The organism is Dorea formicigenerans (assembly GCF_025150245.1).
GTDB classification, from domain to species: Bacteria; Bacillota; Clostridia; order Lachnospirales; family Lachnospiraceae; genus Dorea; species Dorea formicigenerans.
Genome location: NZ_CP102279.1, coordinates 1,062,586 through 1,077,568, shown reverse-complemented (window position 1 = coordinate 1,077,568; position 14,983 = coordinate 1,062,586). Strand labels below are relative to the sequence as shown.

Genomic DNA, 14,983 nt, shown 5'->3' with positions numbered 1-14,983 from the left:
GTCTATGAATTGGATTAGACAAAATATGCACTAAATGATACAATGATAAAAAGTGCGAAAAGAGGTGCTGTCCTATGTATTTGAACACCGGTTATTTGAACCACTCACATATGGATTTCAAAGACAAAAGTCGTCCGCTGATTGTAGGTAGCTGTGGTACTTACCGTCTTTCCAGACATCCCAAACTTCCTACCTACCGCCCAAAGGGTCGTCTGGATTATCAGATTATCTATATCACTGCTGGTTGTGGGCATTTTCATTTTGATAATGTAAATAACGAAACGATTGTTCCAGCCGGCAACATTGTACTGTACAGACCGAAAGAACTTCAGAAATATGAATATTACGGAGAAGATAAGACAGAAGTATACTGGATTCACTTCACAGGAAGCAATGTGAAAAATATCTTACGTCAATATGGGTTTCTGGATAAAGAACGTGTCTTTCAAGTGGGTACATCTAATGAATATGAACAAATTTTCAAACGTATCATTATCGAGCTCCAACGCTGTCAAGATAATTATGAGGAAATGCTTGTCCTTTTGCTACGTCATCTTCTGATTAGTTTCCACCGGGAACTGACAAGAGAGCACATATTAAAAAATGAATATCTTGATCATGAGATGGATAATGCTGTTACCTTTTTCAGTGAAAACTACAATCAAAATATCAATATTGATGATTATGCTGCCTCACGAGGCATGAGTGTCAGCTGGTTTATCCGAAATTTCAAAAAATATACCGGTTCTACACCAATGCAATTCATTGTGGGAATCCGTATCAACAATGCTCAGATGTTACTTGAAACAACAACTTATTCCATCAATGAAATTTCTAAGATTGTCGGATATGATAACCAGCTTTATTTCAGCCGGCTTTTTCACAAGCTGAAAGGATATTCACCAAGAGAATACCGAAAAATAAGAAATAAGTTATGAAATCTATAATGTCATAAAAACTAAACGCAAAAAAACCTTGAATTATCCCATTTTTCATAGGAAATTCAAGGTTTTTCGTTGATTTACATGATAATAATACGGTTCAAATTCTTATGCGAACTGTAAGATTATGCGTTCATCTGTTTTGCCAACTTTTATTTACTGTTTTCTCAAATGCCCATTTTATAAGGCTTTCTACGCTTTCCTCAATTCTGCTCTTCCATTTTACCCAATTTCCCTTTGGGTAGAAACTTTTCATTCCCGTTGAAAGCAAATTTCTCTTATTTTGCTATGTTGGGTACTCTTTTATGCACACTGGGTAGAGTTTTTATTTTTCTGAACTTTCTGTTTTTCACTCACGCTACCAAACTTTGCTATTTCTTCTTCAAATTTTGTTTCTGTCACATGAGTATATATGTCAATCGTTGTACTGTAATGCTGATGTCCCATTAGCATTTGCACTACTTTAGCGTCCATTCCTTTTTCAAAGCACCTGCTACAAAATGTATGTCGGATTGCATGAGGATAAAGGTCTTTAAATTCTATCGGCTCTCTGTTTTCCTTTACCGCTTCTATTGCTTCTTGAAAATTGATTGCTTTTACTACTTTCTTAATTTCTTTTTCTGCTACATTCCGAATAACTGGACTTCCTAAAGAAGTGGTAAACACCAAGTTATCAAATTCTCCACTTGAACGCCAACGATTTCCATAGGCTTTTTTCTGCCTGTTCTGTTTTTCTTTTTGAGATAACAGAATTTCTTCTGTTTCTGCCATAAACGGAATACTTCTGTATGAATTATGTGTTTTAGGCTTTGTTAGTCGCATAGTCTTTACTCCATTTTCATATTGACAGGATAAAGACCTTTGAATGTTAATACATTTCTTATTCCAGTCTATATCTTCCCATTTCAGACCACCGACTTCCCCAATTCGCATACCCGTCAGAAACATAATGTAAAACATCTCTTTATACCAGTTATGCTCTACTTCCTGCAAAAACCTTGTTTGCTCTGCCATTGATAAGAAACGTCTTTCTGCTGTTTTATTTTCCCAAGGTACATTGATTTCAAAACATGGATTGATGTCTATAATACGATTATTCTTTGCAGACTCCAAACACTCCCGAACTCTGCCTAAAGCATCTCGCATACTGGAAGACGCTCTCCCCTGCTTATTCATATCGTTAATGACACGTTGAATATCCAAGTTCCGTATATCTGTCACTTTCATATTCCCTATTGCTTTTCCAAATGTATTATAATATTTGCTACGCATAGGAAACACGCTTGTTTCCTTGATATTAGGAATTTTATAATTTGCAAACCATTCCTCAAACCATTCATTCAGCGTTATTTTCTGACGTTTCATATCAATATTATTTCTTGCTTCTTCTTTTGCCTTTTCAAACAATATTTTTAATTTCTTCAAATCAACATCATACAAGTTAATGTCTATTCCGTTTATCTTTGCTCTTGCTTCGTATCTACCGTCCTTTCTTTGACGTAAACCTGTTCCTAATTCTTTTCCTTTTAAATCTTTACCCATAATCTCTACCCTTTCTATCAATCAAATATTTTGATAAATAAAAAGGGAACTTCTGTGATTTTAACCATATACTACTATAAGTTCGCCTCCTTTTCAATCAGAACTTCAATAACTTTTTGCTTGTTGCTCTAGCCATGTGTCTAATAATCTTCTGTTCGCATACCACCGATACCCAATCTTCATGGAAAACGGACAGTTTCTACTTTTCAAGAGTTCTCTTGTCTTTGTTTCTCCAAGTCCAAGATACTCACTTACTTCCTTTAAATTTAATAATGCTTTTTCTATACGATTATCCCCTTTCCTCTAATCTTCTTGCTTTTATGTAATCATCATACAACTGTTTCTGTGTGATATTCATTTCTCCATTTGCTACAAGATTACCGATATAATCCCTTTTCTCTATCTTTCCAACCTCTGCAAACAGTTTCAAAGACGGAGCAACATACTTTTCTAACCATTCCCACACCTTTTGTAAACTTTTCTTCTGTGGTTGCATGGTAAGTTTAACCTTACCTATATCTTTCATCAGTTCCGCCCACGCTTGATAGGTTGGGTAAAGCCTTTTTCGTGTTGTCATGCTGTCTGTCGGCTTTTCTAAAAATCGTATTTTGCTGTTCAATACTTCCATTGCCAGTCCTGCCACATCTCTATATCTCAATAATTCCTGTACTACGCTAACTGCCATTTCCTGCCGAAATCTCAACTCATATCTATTCCAATTTTCGTCTAATTCTGTTCCATATTTTTTATTCTGTTCATATCCTTTTTCATAAAATACCAATCTCAAATTGCTGGCTGAACTGCCGAGATAAAGACTACCACCTTTACTCTGAAACACTTCTTCTTTCAGTTCTCCCGAGTCGTGAAAATCTATCTCCCTTAGTTTTGTGGAAAGCAATCCCTCTTTTGTCCGTACAATCAAATCGGGAATACTCAAATAAGGTTTTCTATCATCTATCGCCAAATCAATCCGAGGAACATTGATATGATACTGGCAAACTCTGTTCAAGAAATCAAACCATGTTTCCTCATTGAGTTGTAAAAAATTCTCATAGTTGCGACAGCCTTTCCCACTCATTAAAATCTGAAAGCCTTGATACTGTGCATTTCCTGTCGGCTTTAGCACCTTGATATTATCGAAGATTGCCACAACCTCATGTCCTGCAATCCCCTTTTCATAACCCGTTACGGTCATAAGTTCCAAAGGTATTCTCAGTACATCTTCTATAACTGCTTCTAACGGAACTTCCTTAATCGTTATCTGACACCAGTCTATCAAGGCACTTAATGCTTCTTTCTGTCGTATTACTCCCCTGTTAGTGTAGGGGAGTTCTGGAAGAAAACTTCCGCTTCTTTCTTCCAAATTTACCATACCTCCTATCTGCAATGGCGTTGCCATTGCCCTGCCCTCAACCTGCCGTTTGGTACGTCAGAACGAGGACAGGAACTTTGACCGCCTACATATTTTTGTTTGCAACAGGGCGGATACCCTTACAGGTAATCTTCTCCACTAATACAGGAAAGTTTCCTCTCTGCACATAAGGGGCATATACTGGTTCTTCCAGTTCCACCACCGCATAAGGCTCAATCTTCGGAAGTTCCGTTGCTTCCAAGCGAATATCCACGCTGTTCCCAAGCTTCATGCTTCCAAGATGAAGTTTTAAGGCTTCCACTTCCTCTGTTTTCTTCTTACTGTCTTTATCATAGCGGTAACAGTTATCCGCACCCATGAAACGAAGTTCTCCAAATGCTTCTTTTACCTGTTCTTTTGTCAATGTAATCTGCATACACGTTCCTTTCTCCCCGTTGAACCGATAGGTCAGTTTCTCATATTTTCAATTTCTTATTACGACGTCGTTTGTGGTTCAGTTATTTCTGAACTTAATTGTATATTAGCACAGACATATTTGTTTTGCAATAGGAAGTTTAGTTTTTTATAAACTTTTTATTTTCTTTTTTCTGAACTTGTGGTATAGTGTCCTTAGACGATAAGATATGAAAAGTTATAACGAGATATGGAAAGAGAGGGTTTTCAGATGAATACAATCGCAGAACGGATTAAATTTGCCATGAAAGCAAAAAATAAAAAACAAGTAGATATAGTCAAAGATACAGGTATCAGCAAAGGGGCGTTTAGTTCCTATCTTTCGGGACAATACAACCCCAAAGCCGATAAAATGGAACTGATCGCCGACTCCTTAGATGTAGATTTGCGTTGGCTTTACGGACAAAATGTGCCTATGGAACATACAAGTCAAAACGATAACGCCCTGCAATATGTCTTTTATAACAACTCCTGCTCTGAGTATCTTCTTGATGATTTAGATGATATATATATCGCCATGATGACACAATATGCCGCCCTCATTCCACGCTTTTATGTCCTTGTCAATCGTGCTGGAAATGCAATGCACATACTGCCACTATTTTTGAAAGAGGATAGTTCCCAATTCTATGAATGCCCGTCTGATTTCTTTTATTCCGACAGGCATACAATTTTTACAAGAGATTTTGAAAGCATTCACATGGTATTAACAACCGCCACGATTTACTATTATGGAATTGATACAGCAACCTATGAACCGAAAGTTACCATGCTCTCCTACTCACAGACTGACGACTGCTTTCATATCGACAACGGAATACAAGACGGTCACATAAAAGCATTTGAAAAGGAACTGGAGAAAGAAGCACTTTACTTAAAGCATAACGCCCAGTAACAGACAAGAGGACTTGCAAGGTTTCCGACCTTTCAAGTCCTCTGCTGTATCATGGTGCTGTTGGCTGTGTCCGTTCCGTCAAGGACTGCCCTACGGCGTATCGGCTACGCCTTGTTCCTTGACCTCACTACATTTTCTCTTTTTCTTGACACAACAAAAGCCTGCACGAATTTTCTTCAATCCGACAGGCTCTCATTCTTTCACATACTCTATCAGTTCTTCTATTCCACACTCCAAGTAACTGCACAGTTTACAGATTAGTTGTGCGTCTAATCTCTGAAATTCATTTCTGCAATAACGATTAAAATTAGACCTCGGTATATCCAATTCCTTACAAATGGTATTCTTACTAATTCCTTTTTCTTTCAGCAGTTCCTCTATGTGAAGTTCCAAATGTCCATACTTCATTGCCTCACCTCTACATAAAAGTATATTCAATAAATCTTTATGTAGTAATTCACTATATAGTGAGGTACTATATACTTATCCCTATAACTATACAGAAACAGAGGTATATCAAAATGAAAAAGAAATTGTTATTTGCCACTATTATTCTAGTCTTGCTTGCAGGCATTCTCTATTACATTAGCTTGCCCGATTATCTTGTATTTAACAGTATGTCATTCAGCAATGGGGCTAATCGTGATACCGAACTACAAGTTATTGTATATCAATACTGGAATACAGATGAAGTAATAGCGGAAATCGAAGCAGAACATAATCAAATCAACGGAACTCCTACTATTCTTACAATCAATCTGTATCACTCTAAATGGTCTTTTCGCAATGGATATGAACCATTTTATAGTACCACTATCAATTATAATTAAAAAGAAAAAGCAGACAGTCAATAAAAAAACTGTCTGCAATAATATGGAATTTACCCCTTTAACCCTCTCGCCTGTCTATCCATATCTTCAATAACAATATCATAGATTTCTCCGATTTGAGAACAATATTCTAACACTTTCCATGGCTCATTTGTATGAAAATGAATTTTAATCAATTCTTCATCTCCAACCGCCAATAAGCAATCTCCTTTAAAATTATTTGTGAAATATTCATTTATTTTATCTTCATCAAGATTTTCGCCTTCAATCAAAAGTTGAGTATCATATCTAAATTCTAACATCCTATTATCCTCCAAATTCACATTTTTCAATTTTACAAACTGAAGTTTATCAGATTGTGTACTTCATAGGGGTAAACCTAATCCCGTCTATTTCTTGCTCGTCTGATTGTGGCTTAAATCCGATATGAAGATAAAATGGCTTACCGTATGGTGACGAATTTAAAGTAATCTCGTGCAACTTTGGAGCATCTTTCAAAATATCTGCTAAAAGATACTGAAAAATTGAAGTAGCTACACCTTGACGATGATATTCTTTCTTTGTGAATGCTAAGTTGATATGCTTCCTGTTTGAATACATACCGATAATTCCAATCATTTTACCCTTGTCAAACGCCGCATATATAGGGCAGATACCTTGTTGACATTTTGAAATAAATTCATCATTTTCAACTATATCTCGCTTGAATGTTTCAATTCCCTCCGGTTTATAGTCCGGTGCTTCAAATTGTAAAAACACTTCTAATGCTAAAGCAAGGGCTTCCATTACTTCATTGCTATGTATTTTTCGTATTTCATACATATCTCCACCTCAAATTCTAATTTGTTTATTTCTCTTATTCTAGCATATTCCCCAATCTTTAACATTATTTTTTTAAAAAATTTGAGGGCATATTGCAAAATGCAATACACCCTCAACACTCACAGCGTTCCCTTTCTATTTTTAAACAACAAGTAAATTCCTCGTTAAGAGGTTGGGTAAATTTCTTTACCCAATACCCTACCCAATCTGTACCCAAAATAGCACGATATTTTGTGAGATTTTACAGTAGTTCATAACACTTGTCAAAATAGGCAGAAACCGCTTAAATACGCTATTTAATTTGCTTTTTACCAGTCTTGCGATTGATAAATTAGTTTCCCATCTGAGCTGCAACTTCTGCTGCAAAGTCCTCATTCTTTTTCTCAAGACCTTCACCAGTCTCGAAACGAACGAATCTCTTAAGCTCTACAGGTGTTCCAACTTCTTTGGATACCATCTCAAGATACTTAGCAACTGTCTCTTTGTTCTCAGCTTTTACATACTCCTGCTCTAACAGGCAGATCTCTTTGAGCTCTTTTGCAAGACGTCCAGTAATCATCTTCTCGATGATGTTCTCTGGCTTGTTAGCATTCTTAGGATCATTCTTAGCCTGAGCGATAAGAATCTCTTTCTCGTGCTCTTTGTACTCTTCCGGTACATCATCAGTAGATACATACTTCGGATTCAGAGCTGCTACCTGCATAGCAACGTTCTTAAGAGCCTCTTTAACTCTCTCGTCATTGCTCTCTGTCTTAGCTTCTACTAAAACACCGATCTTTCCTGCTGCGTGGATATAAGATACAACGATTCCATCCTCAGATACGATTTTCTCGAATCTTCTGATGTTCATGTTCTCACCAATCTTAGCGATCATAGCTGCAAGTTTCTCATCTACTGTCATAGATGTATCAAGTGCCCATTTCTCAGCCTTGAATGCATCGATATCAGCTGCATCTGTGTCTGCTGCCTGCTCAACAACTTCTTTAACAAATGTCCGGAATACTTCATTCTTTGCTACGAAGTCTGTCTCAGCATTAACTTCTACGATTGCTGCAACTTTATCACCATCTTTGATAGTTGTTGCTACAAGTCCTTCAGCGGCAATTCTTCCTGCTTTCTTCTCAGCAGTAGCAAGTCCCTTCTCACGAAGGAATTCAATAGCTTTGTCAAAATCACCATCTGTTGCAGAAAGTGCCTTTTTGCAGTCCATCATTCCTGCTCCGGTCATCTCTCTTAATTCTTTTACCATACTAGCTGTAACTGCCATCTTTTTTGTCCTCCAATTAATTAATGTAATTAATCAATATTATCTGGTTCTTACTCTTCTGTTGCCTCTGCTACTTCTTCAGCTGCTTCAGCTTCCTCGTATACGTCAGCGCCAGCCTCTCCCTGATTAGCTTCGATAACAGCATCTGCCATCTTAGAAACGATCAGTTTTACTGCACGGATTGCATCGTCATTTCCTGGGATAACATAATCAAGCTCTTCTGGATCACAGTTTGTATCAGCGATACCGATAAGTGGAATTCCAAGTGTGTGAGCCTCCTGAACACAGATTCTCTCTTTCTTAGGATCTACTACGAAGATAGCATCCGGGATTTTCTTCATCTCTTTGATTCCGCCAAGGTTCTTCTCAAGTTTCTCCCACTCTTTTTTGATCTGGATAACTTCTTTCTTAGGCAGTACATCAAATGTTCCATCCTCAGACATTCTCTCGATCTCTTTGAGACGGGCAATTCTGCTCTTGATTGTCTTGAAGTTTGTAAGCATTCCTCCAAGCCATCTCTCATTTACATAATACATTCCGCAGCGCTCTGCTTCTACTTTGATTGCATCCTGAGCCTGTTTCTTTGTTCCTACGAAAAGGATTGTTCCGCCCTGTGCTGCAATATCAGATACTGCATAGTAAGCCTCATCAACTTTTCCTACAGATTTCTGTAAGTCGATGATATAGATACCATTTCTCTCTGTGTAGATGTAAGGAGCCATCTTAGGGTTCCATCTTCTTGTCTGATGTCCAAAGTGAACACCTGCTTCTAAAAGCTGCTTCATTGAAATAACGCTCATGTTTCTTTCCTCCAATTGGTTTTTTTACTTCCGCACCGGTATACGTCCTTGAAACCAGTCTCTTTCTTTTGACTGGCACCGTCTCAGACAGCCATGTGCGTGCTTTTTTGCGACCTTAAAATGATATCATAAAACCCTTGCGAATGCAAGGGTTTTTCAAAAACATCATATCGGATTTTTGCATATTTTATATTTTATATTTTATATTTTTACATTTTTACAATATCCGTAATTTTTACTACCAGTAACGTCTTACAGCAACAATCGTTCTGTAATATGCGTTGGACGTTTTTATTCCACCTGCCGGATAAGGTTTACTGTTGGAAGCATGTACAATCTGTCCTCCACCAATATAAATTGCGACATGCCCCTCATAACAGACCACATCTCCCGGCATCATATCTGAAACAGCTACAGCTTTTCCGCCATAACGAAGTGATGTGGAATTTCTCGGTGTAGATATTCCAAATTTTGCATGAATCTGCTGCACAAACCCAGAACAGTCAATTCCATTCGTCAGACTGTTTCCTCCATATACATACGGATTCCCTATGTATTCACAGCCTTTGTTGGCAATCTTCTGTCCAGCAGATGCATTGCCCGGCTTGCTTGTATTAGAAGAATTTCCTGTTGACGGCTTTGTCGTTGTCCCTGTATTTCCGGTCGTTGGTGTGGCCGTACCTGTATTTCCGGTTGACGGTGTTGTCGTACTTACATTTCCAGTCGATGGCGTCGTTGTATTCCCCGTTGACGGTGTTGTATTTCCTCCGGATGGTTTTGTCGTGCCTGTATTGGCTGCTGAACCCACCTGATTAGCCGATGAAACATTTCCCGTCTGATTTTCACTCTTACTCTGAGCTATTTGCTGCTCTTCCTGCATTCTTGTTACTTTTGCATCTGCCTCTGCCTGCGCACTTGCAAGCTGGCTGTCAAAATCTGCGATCTGGGCACGCATCTGGGTTAAAGTTGATTCTAAATTTGTCTGTTGTGAACTCATCTCCTGCGCCATGACTTCCATATCTGCCTGTTCGCCTTCAAGTTCTGTTTTCAAATTCGCAACTTCTTCTTTTGTCTGCACATATTCCATTAGTTTGTTTCGGTCATAACCATGAACTTTCTCGACATACTCAGACTTATTGACTAAATCCGAATAGGATGTTGCAGTCAGAATAGCCTCTGCAAATGATGCATCACCATTTTCATACATATATTTTATACGAAGCTTCATATCTTCATATTGCTTTTGCTCATTCTCTTGCGCAACTGCAAGGTCTTGTCCAACCTCACCAATTCTCACCTGCTGATTCTCAATGTCTTGTTGTAGCGCCTTATAGCTGACCAACAATGAAACCAACTGGGAATTGATACTATCTGCCTGTGCCTCAACCTCACTTTTCTGATTTTCCAGTGCTTTCACCCGATTCTCCGGTTCCGCAAATACTGGTGTTACAAACGCTGTCGTAACAAATAAAGTGCTCACTGCAGCAGAGGCAATAAGCGCCCGAACAACTCGTACTTTCATTCTCTCACCCTTCCTTATTAATTACCCTTTTACATTCAGGTTTCTCCCCCGCCCGAATGTTATACTCCTCATTTGCCTTATACGTTCAGAATACAATAATTTTACTGAATTATCAATAATGAGATTGTTTTTTTCAGACATTTTCAAATGTGACTCACCTATGGTTTAAATATGACTCAATTCAAGAATGCCTCGGAGTTTTTATATCATGGAAATTGTAATTTCCTAAAGATGTTGGGGTCAAAAGCCCCAACTATGATGCCTACGGATTGTTCCGTGCTTTGCACTCCCACTGGCATCATGATATTAAAAATGCCAGGATTCAAAAGAAATCCTGGCAAATAAATTCAATATTCTTTTATTAAGGACGTACGATTCTCATATTAGATGGGACGCTTGCTACTTTTACTACATCACCTGTATGTGGTGCATGGATCATCTGACCATTTCCAATGTAAATTCCACAGTGTCCGGATCTTACACACACATCTCCAGGCTGTGGGTTACTCACTGTCGGAAGGGCATTCAATGACGCTGATGTGCAGGAACGTGAATATCTACCTGTCAGGCAGAAACCTACAAGACCTGAACAGTCAAAGGAATTCGGTCCTGTCGCTCCCCATACATACGGTTTTCCAAGTGCAGATTTTGCACGGGACACTGCGTCTCCTGATACATAACTTGGAGCATTGTTGCTTGTTCCTTTATTGGAACTATTTCCCTTATTGCTATTACTTGAGCTATTGCTTGATGAGCTGGAAGAATTATTCCTGTTCGATGCAGCCTGCTGTCTTGCTGCTTCTGCTGCCGCTGCCTGTCTTGCTGCTTCTTCCTGCTGTCTCTTCAGCTCTTCTTCCGCCGCCTTACGCTCAGCTTCTTCGATCTGCTGATCCAGATCAGACACCTCTGCCTGCTTAGATGCGATCAGGTTATCAAGTTTCGACTCCTGTGACTCATACTCTGTCTGCATACTTTCAAGCTGTGACTGTTCTTCTTCCAATTGATCTTTCAGATCAGAAATCTTCTGCTTTGTCTCTACGTACTCCTGTAATTTCTGTCTGTCGTAATTATGTACATTACTTACATATTCCGCTTTGTTGACCATATCAGAGAAATCCTCTGAACCAACTAAGCTTTCTACAGCACTCTGATCACCAGCTTCGTACATATACTTAATACGAACCTTCATATCTGCATACTGTTTCTGTTCTTCTGCCTCGGCATCTTCCAGATCTGACTGTGCCTGAATAATCTCTTCACCTTTACTGCTAAGTTGAGACTCCAGCTCCGTAATCTTTCCCACTACTGTATTAAGCTGGGTCTGGAGTGAACTTACTTCATTCTGTGCGGACTCTTTGCTCTTTTTCAAATCGTCAACAGATGGATCTGCAAAAACCGGTGTCACAAGTACAGAACTGGCAACTGCCGCCGCCAGAATTCTCTTACCTATTTTGTTCATATTCATCTTCCCTCTTTTAATTATTTTTCTTTCGAAAACGCCCCATCGTTATTATACACATTTTTCATAGTTTACGCAACCCGCTACAAATTTGACGCAATCTTTATCATTTTGTGTTCATTTTTTTACCATTTCAGATACAATTCCATCAAAGATGTCTAGATATGCTCTTGTATATGACAAATGCCAGTCCTTTCAAAAAAGAACTGGCATTAAATTATTCATTTTCTTATATACTTTATGGACGAACGTACCACATATTAGATGGTACTGCAGATATTTTCACTACATCTCCTGTGTGTGGTGCATGAATCATCTGACCTCCACCTATATAAACACCTACATGCCCAACTCTTACACAAATATCTCCTGGCTGTGGATTACTTACCTTAGTCAATCCAACGAAATCACTGGAGCTATATGTATGTGAATATCTTCCTGTCAGACAGAAACTTACAAGTCCGGAACAATCGAAAGAATTCGGTCCTGCCGCTCCCCATACATACGGTTTTCCAAGTGCTGAATATGCACGGGATACTGTACTTCCGGATACGTAACTACCAGAACTGCTGCTTGATGATGAACTGCTGTTTCCTTTGTTACTGGAACTGCTTGAATTCGAGCTGCTGTTGCCTTTATTACTATTGGAGCTGCTTGAACTATTGGAGTTGCCAGAATTACTATTCGTTGTTGTACTATTCTGAGATGCTGCCTGAAGTTGTTTCTGTCTTTCCTCTTCTGCTTTCTTCTGACGCTCTTCCTCTTCTTTCGCCGCCTTCTCTGCCGCTTCCTGAATCTGTGAATCAAGATCTGCTACTTCTGCCTGTTTTGAATCAATCAGAGTTGTCAGATTAGACTCTTCTGTCTCATATTCTGTCTGCATGCTCTCAAGCTGTGACTGCTCTGTCTCAAGCTGATCCTTCAGATCAGCAATCTTCTGCTTAGTTGCAACATATTCTTCCAGCTTGTCGCGATCATATCCATGTACACTTTGAACATACTCAGCTTTACTTAACAGATCTGAAAAATCTTCTGAGCTTACCAGTGATTCAAGCGCTGTTGCATCACCAGCCTCATACATATACTTGATACGAAGCTTCATAGCCGCATACTGTGTCTTCTCGTCTTCCTGCGCCTGTTCCAGATCTGCCTGCGCCTGAATAATCTCTTCACCCTTTGTTGTAAGATCAGCTTCCAATTGAGTAATCTTACTTACAATACTCTGAAGCTGTGACTGAAGTGAGTTTACTTCACTTTGCGCTGATGCCTTACTCTTCTGAAGATCATCTACTGAAGGTGCTGCCAAAACCGGTGTGACTACTAAACTGCTCGTAATTAATGCTGCCAGTATTCTTCTTCCAAATTTATTCATATAAAAACTTCCTCACTCAAATGTATACAATTTTATATAGTTTTGCTACTACATCTAGGTGTTATTATACATGAGTCAGTACATATTTGCAATATTTTTTAACATTTTTGTAACATTTGGACCAGTCAAGCCATGCAGAAAAAGAATATGGGGTGAGAAATCAAGCTTGTTTGAAGTTCTCACCCGATACTTATTTTGTTACTGTACATTCATATTCGTATATCCCATCAGGCTGATATCGATTTCCTGTGCGGCTTCTCTTCCTTCGCGGATTGCCCATACAACCAGTGACTGACCTCTGTGCATATCTCCCGCTGTGAACACCCGCTCCACATTTGTATGATACTCACCTGCCGGTGTTGCCACATTTGTACGCGCATTGACTTCCACGCCAAATGCTTTTGTCACATATTCTTCACTTCCAAGAAATCCTGCTGCAATAAGTACAAGATCTGCCTGTACTGTATACTCAGTTCCCGGTATCTCAGTCATCATCATGCGTCCGGTTTTCTCGTCTTTCTTCGGCTCCAGCTTCACAAGTGTGACCTTGCAGAGATTTCCTTCCTTATCTTTGATGAACTCTTTGACCGTTGTCTGATATACACGCGGATCATGTCCGAAGACTGCCGCTGCTTCTTCCTGGCCATAGTCTGTTTTGCAGACTTTTGGCCACTCCGGCCACGGGTTGTTATCTGCACGAGTATCTGGTGCTTTGGGCATCATTTCTACTTGAAGAACAGATTTTGCGCTATGTCTCATAGAAGTTCCGATACAGTCATTTCCCGTATCACCTCCGCCAATAACGATAACGTGTTTTCCCTTTGCAGAAATGTATGTGCCATCCACCAGTTTCATATCATTTGCCCACAATGCTTTTGTCGTGGACTTCAGGAAATCGACTGCGAAATAAATTCCTTTTGCGTCCCGTCCCGGTGCTTTGATATCTCTTGGATGAGAAGCTCCACAGCAGAGAACTACACGGTCAAACTCTTTTAATATAGAAGAAGCTTTTTTGTCTTTACCGATATTGCAATTTGTTACAAATGTAATTCCTTCTTCTTCCATAATATTTACCTTACGGTCAATATACTGTTTTTCCAGTTTCATGTTTGGAATTCCATAGCGAAGAAGTCCTCCGACTTTATCTTCCCGTTCAAACACTGTCACGCTATGTCCTCTGCGGTTCAGCATATCTGCCACAGCAAGTCCGGACGGTCCTGATCCCACAACAGCTACTTTCTTTCCGGTTCTGACTTTCACCGGTCTTGCCGCAGCGTATCCTTTTTCGTAAGCATTTTCAATAATACTGTACTCATTCGCTTTTGATGATACTGCATTTCCGTTGAGTCCACATGTACATGCTGCCTCACAAAGTGCAGGACATACCCTGGAAGTGAATTCCGGAAAATTATTCGTCTTTTTTAACCTGTAATAAGCCTCTTCCCAGTTGCCGTGGTAAATCAGATCATTCCACTCCGGCACCAGGTTATGGAGAGGGCAGCCACTTGCCATCCCCATAATCATCTGTCCTGCCTGGCAGAACGGAACGCCACACGCCATACATCTTGCACCTTGGCGCTCCTGTTCTTCTTTTGACAAAGGTGTGTGGAATTCGCGGAAATGCTTGATTCGCTCCTTCGGTGACTCTGCCGGCTTATCCTGTCTTTCATATTCCATAAATCCTGTTGGTTTTCCCACGTTGTCCGCC

17 protein-coding genes are annotated in these 14,983 nt (G+C 39.4%); 4 read left to right on the top strand and 13 right to left on the bottom strand.

What is annotated here, in order from left to right:
- The first annotated feature begins 74 nt into the window (after positions 1 to 74).
- Positions 75 to 938, top strand: coding sequence for an AraC family transcriptional regulator (locus NQ560_RS05395; protein WP_040015190.1), 864 nt, complete (start codon positions 75 to 77; stop codon positions 936 to 938).
- 306 nt (positions 939 to 1,244) lie between these two features.
- Here the strand turns inward: NQ560_RS05395 and NQ560_RS05390 are convergent, their stop codons facing one another.
- From NQ560_RS05390 to NQ560_RS05375, 4 genes are all read right to left on the bottom strand, one after another.
- Positions 1,245 to 2,483, bottom strand: coding sequence for a tyrosine-type recombinase/integrase (locus NQ560_RS05390; protein WP_005330087.1), 1,239 nt, complete (start codon positions 2,481 to 2,483; stop codon positions 1,245 to 1,247).
- Between the two features lie 105 nt (positions 2,484 to 2,588).
- Complete coding sequence (locus NQ560_RS15740; protein WP_080543107.1) at positions 2,589 to 2,768, bottom strand: helix-turn-helix domain-containing protein; 180 nt, start codon at positions 2,766 to 2,768, stop codon at positions 2,589 to 2,591.
- A 4-nt stretch (positions 2,769 to 2,772) separates the two neighbouring features.
- Positions 2,773 to 3,882, bottom strand: a complete 1,110-nt coding sequence (locus tag NQ560_RS05380; RefSeq protein ID WP_006857463.1) for a replication initiation factor domain-containing protein — start codon at positions 3,880 to 3,882, stop codon at positions 2,773 to 2,775.
- A 58-nt stretch (positions 3,883 to 3,940) separates the two neighbouring features.
- On the bottom strand, positions 3,941 to 4,270 hold the full coding sequence (locus NQ560_RS05375; protein WP_005335695.1) for a hypothetical protein: 330 nt from the start codon (positions 4,268 to 4,270) through the stop codon (positions 3,941 to 3,943).
- A 249-nt stretch (positions 4,271 to 4,519) separates the two neighbouring features.
- Between NQ560_RS05375 and NQ560_RS05370 the strand changes: the two genes are divergently transcribed.
- Positions 4,520 to 5,203 (top strand): helix-turn-helix domain-containing protein, encoded by a 684-nt coding sequence (locus tag NQ560_RS05370; RefSeq protein WP_015554186.1) that lies wholly within the window; start codon positions 4,520 to 4,522, stop codon positions 5,201 to 5,203.
- Between the two features lie 192 nt (positions 5,204 to 5,395).
- Here the strand turns inward: NQ560_RS05370 and NQ560_RS05365 are convergent, their stop codons facing one another.
- On the bottom strand, positions 5,396 to 5,611 hold the full coding sequence (locus tag NQ560_RS05365) for a helix-turn-helix domain-containing protein (RefSeq protein WP_005335690.1): 216 nt from the start codon (positions 5,609 to 5,611) through the stop codon (positions 5,396 to 5,398).
- Positions 5,612 to 5,724: 113 nt separating this feature from the next.
- Here NQ560_RS05365 and NQ560_RS05360 point away from each other — a divergent pair, with 113 nt between their 5' ends.
- A complete protein-coding gene (locus tag NQ560_RS05360) occupies positions 5,725 to 6,033 on the top strand; it encodes a hypothetical protein (RefSeq protein ID WP_006426016.1) in 309 nt (102 codons plus the stop codon).
- A 50-nt stretch (positions 6,034 to 6,083) separates the two neighbouring features.
- On the opposite strand, the gene NQ560_RS05355 is transcribed toward NQ560_RS05360, so the two are convergent.
- Positions 6,084 to 6,335 (bottom strand): hypothetical protein, encoded by a 252-nt coding sequence (locus tag NQ560_RS05355; protein ID WP_005335687.1) that lies wholly within the window; start codon positions 6,333 to 6,335, stop codon positions 6,084 to 6,086.
- Between the two features lie 49 nt (positions 6,336 to 6,384).
- Positions 6,385 to 6,855: a GNAT family N-acetyltransferase gene (locus tag NQ560_RS05350; protein WP_015554185.1), complete on the bottom strand. Its 471-nt coding sequence runs from the start codon at positions 6,853 to 6,855 to the stop codon at positions 6,385 to 6,387.
- A gap of 92 nt (positions 6,856 to 6,947) precedes the next feature.
- Here NQ560_RS05350 and NQ560_RS15870 point away from each other — a divergent pair, with 92 nt between their 5' ends.
- Positions 6,948 to 7,112, top strand: a complete 165-nt coding sequence (locus NQ560_RS15870; RefSeq protein ID WP_154253351.1) for a group II intron maturase-specific domain-containing protein — start codon at positions 6,948 to 6,950, stop codon at positions 7,110 to 7,112.
- Positions 7,113 to 7,186: 74 nt separating this feature from the next.
- Here the strand turns inward: NQ560_RS15870 and tsf are convergent, their stop codons facing one another.
- The 6 genes from tsf to NQ560_RS05320 all read right to left on the bottom strand — a co-directional run bounded on the left by tsf (position 7,187) and on the right by NQ560_RS05320 (position 14,973).
- On the bottom strand, positions 7,187 to 8,122 hold the full coding sequence (gene tsf, locus NQ560_RS05345; protein WP_005335680.1) for a translation elongation factor Ts: 936 nt from the start codon (positions 8,120 to 8,122) through the stop codon (positions 7,187 to 7,189).
- A gap of 50 nt (positions 8,123 to 8,172) precedes the next feature.
- On the bottom strand, positions 8,173 to 8,922 hold the full coding sequence (rpsB, locus tag NQ560_RS05340) for a 30S ribosomal protein S2 (RefSeq protein WP_022278765.1): 750 nt from the start codon (positions 8,920 to 8,922) through the stop codon (positions 8,173 to 8,175).
- A gap of 238 nt (positions 8,923 to 9,160) precedes the next feature.
- Entirely contained in the window at positions 9,161 to 10,444 is a 1,284-nt protein-coding gene (locus NQ560_RS05335; RefSeq protein WP_005335677.1) for a C40 family peptidase, read from the bottom strand.
- 361 nt (positions 10,445 to 10,805) lie between these two features.
- Complete coding sequence (locus NQ560_RS05330; RefSeq protein WP_040015723.1) at positions 10,806 to 11,903, bottom strand: coiled-coil domain-containing protein; 1,098 nt, start codon at positions 11,901 to 11,903, stop codon at positions 10,806 to 10,808.
- Positions 11,904 to 12,141: 238 nt separating this feature from the next.
- Positions 12,142 to 13,275, bottom strand: coding sequence for a coiled-coil domain-containing protein (locus tag NQ560_RS05325; protein ID WP_005335675.1), 1,134 nt, complete (start codon positions 13,273 to 13,275; stop codon positions 12,142 to 12,144).
- 198 nt (positions 13,276 to 13,473) lie between these two features.
- Positions 13,474 to 14,973 carry a glutamate synthase subunit beta gene (locus NQ560_RS05320; RefSeq protein WP_040015663.1) on the bottom strand — a complete coding sequence of 500 codons (1,500 nt, stop codon included), beginning with the start codon at positions 14,971 to 14,973 and terminating at the stop codon, positions 13,474 to 13,476.
- Positions 14,974 to 14,983 lie beyond the last annotated feature (10 nt).

Bases quoted from the DNA above. Each gene is read 5' to 3' on its own strand.
- NQ560_RS05370 (WP_015554186.1), top strand. From the start codon at position 4,520: ATGAATACAATCGCAGAACGGATTAAATTTGCCATGAAAGCAAAAAAT.
- rpsB (WP_022278765.1), bottom strand. From the start codon at position 8,922: ATGAGCGTTATTTCAATGAAGCAGCTTTTAGAAGCAGGTGTTCACTTT.
- NQ560_RS05335 (WP_005335677.1), bottom strand. From the start codon at position 10,444: ATGAAAGTACGAGTTGTTCGGGCGCTTATTGCCTCTGCTGCAGTGAGC.
- NQ560_RS05375 (WP_005335695.1), bottom strand. From the start codon at position 4,270: ATGCAGATTACATTGACAAAAGAACAGGTAAAAGAAGCATTTGGAGAA.
- NQ560_RS05380 (WP_006857463.1), bottom strand. From the start codon at position 3,882: ATGGCAACGCCATTGCAGATAGGAGGTATGGTAAATTTGGAAGAAAGA.
- NQ560_RS05365 (WP_005335690.1), bottom strand. From the start codon at position 5,611: ATGAAGTATGGACATTTGGAACTTCACATAGAGGAACTGCTGAAAGAA.
- NQ560_RS05355 (WP_005335687.1), bottom strand. From the start codon at position 6,335: ATGTTAGAATTTAGATATGATACTCAACTTTTGATTGAAGGCGAAAAT.
- tsf (WP_005335680.1), bottom strand. From the start codon at position 8,122: ATGGCAGTTACAGCTAGTATGGTAAAAGAATTAAGAGAGATGACCGGA.
- NQ560_RS05330 (WP_040015723.1), bottom strand. From the start codon at position 11,903: ATGAACAAAATAGGTAAGAGAATTCTGGCGGCGGCAGTTGCCAGTTCT.
- NQ560_RS05390 (WP_005330087.1), bottom strand. From the start codon at position 2,483: ATGGGTAAAGATTTAAAAGGAAAAGAATTAGGAACAGGTTTACGTCAA.
- NQ560_RS05350 (WP_015554185.1), bottom strand. From the start codon at position 6,855: ATGTATGAAATACGAAAAATACATAGCAATGAAGTAATGGAAGCCCTT.
- NQ560_RS05395 (WP_040015190.1), top strand. From the start codon at position 75: ATGTATTTGAACACCGGTTATTTGAACCACTCACATATGGATTTCAAA.
- NQ560_RS05360 (WP_006426016.1), top strand. From the start codon at position 5,725: ATGAAAAAGAAATTGTTATTTGCCACTATTATTCTAGTCTTGCTTGCA.
- NQ560_RS05325 (WP_005335675.1), bottom strand. From the start codon at position 13,275: ATGAATAAATTTGGAAGAAGAATACTGGCAGCATTAATTACGAGCAGT.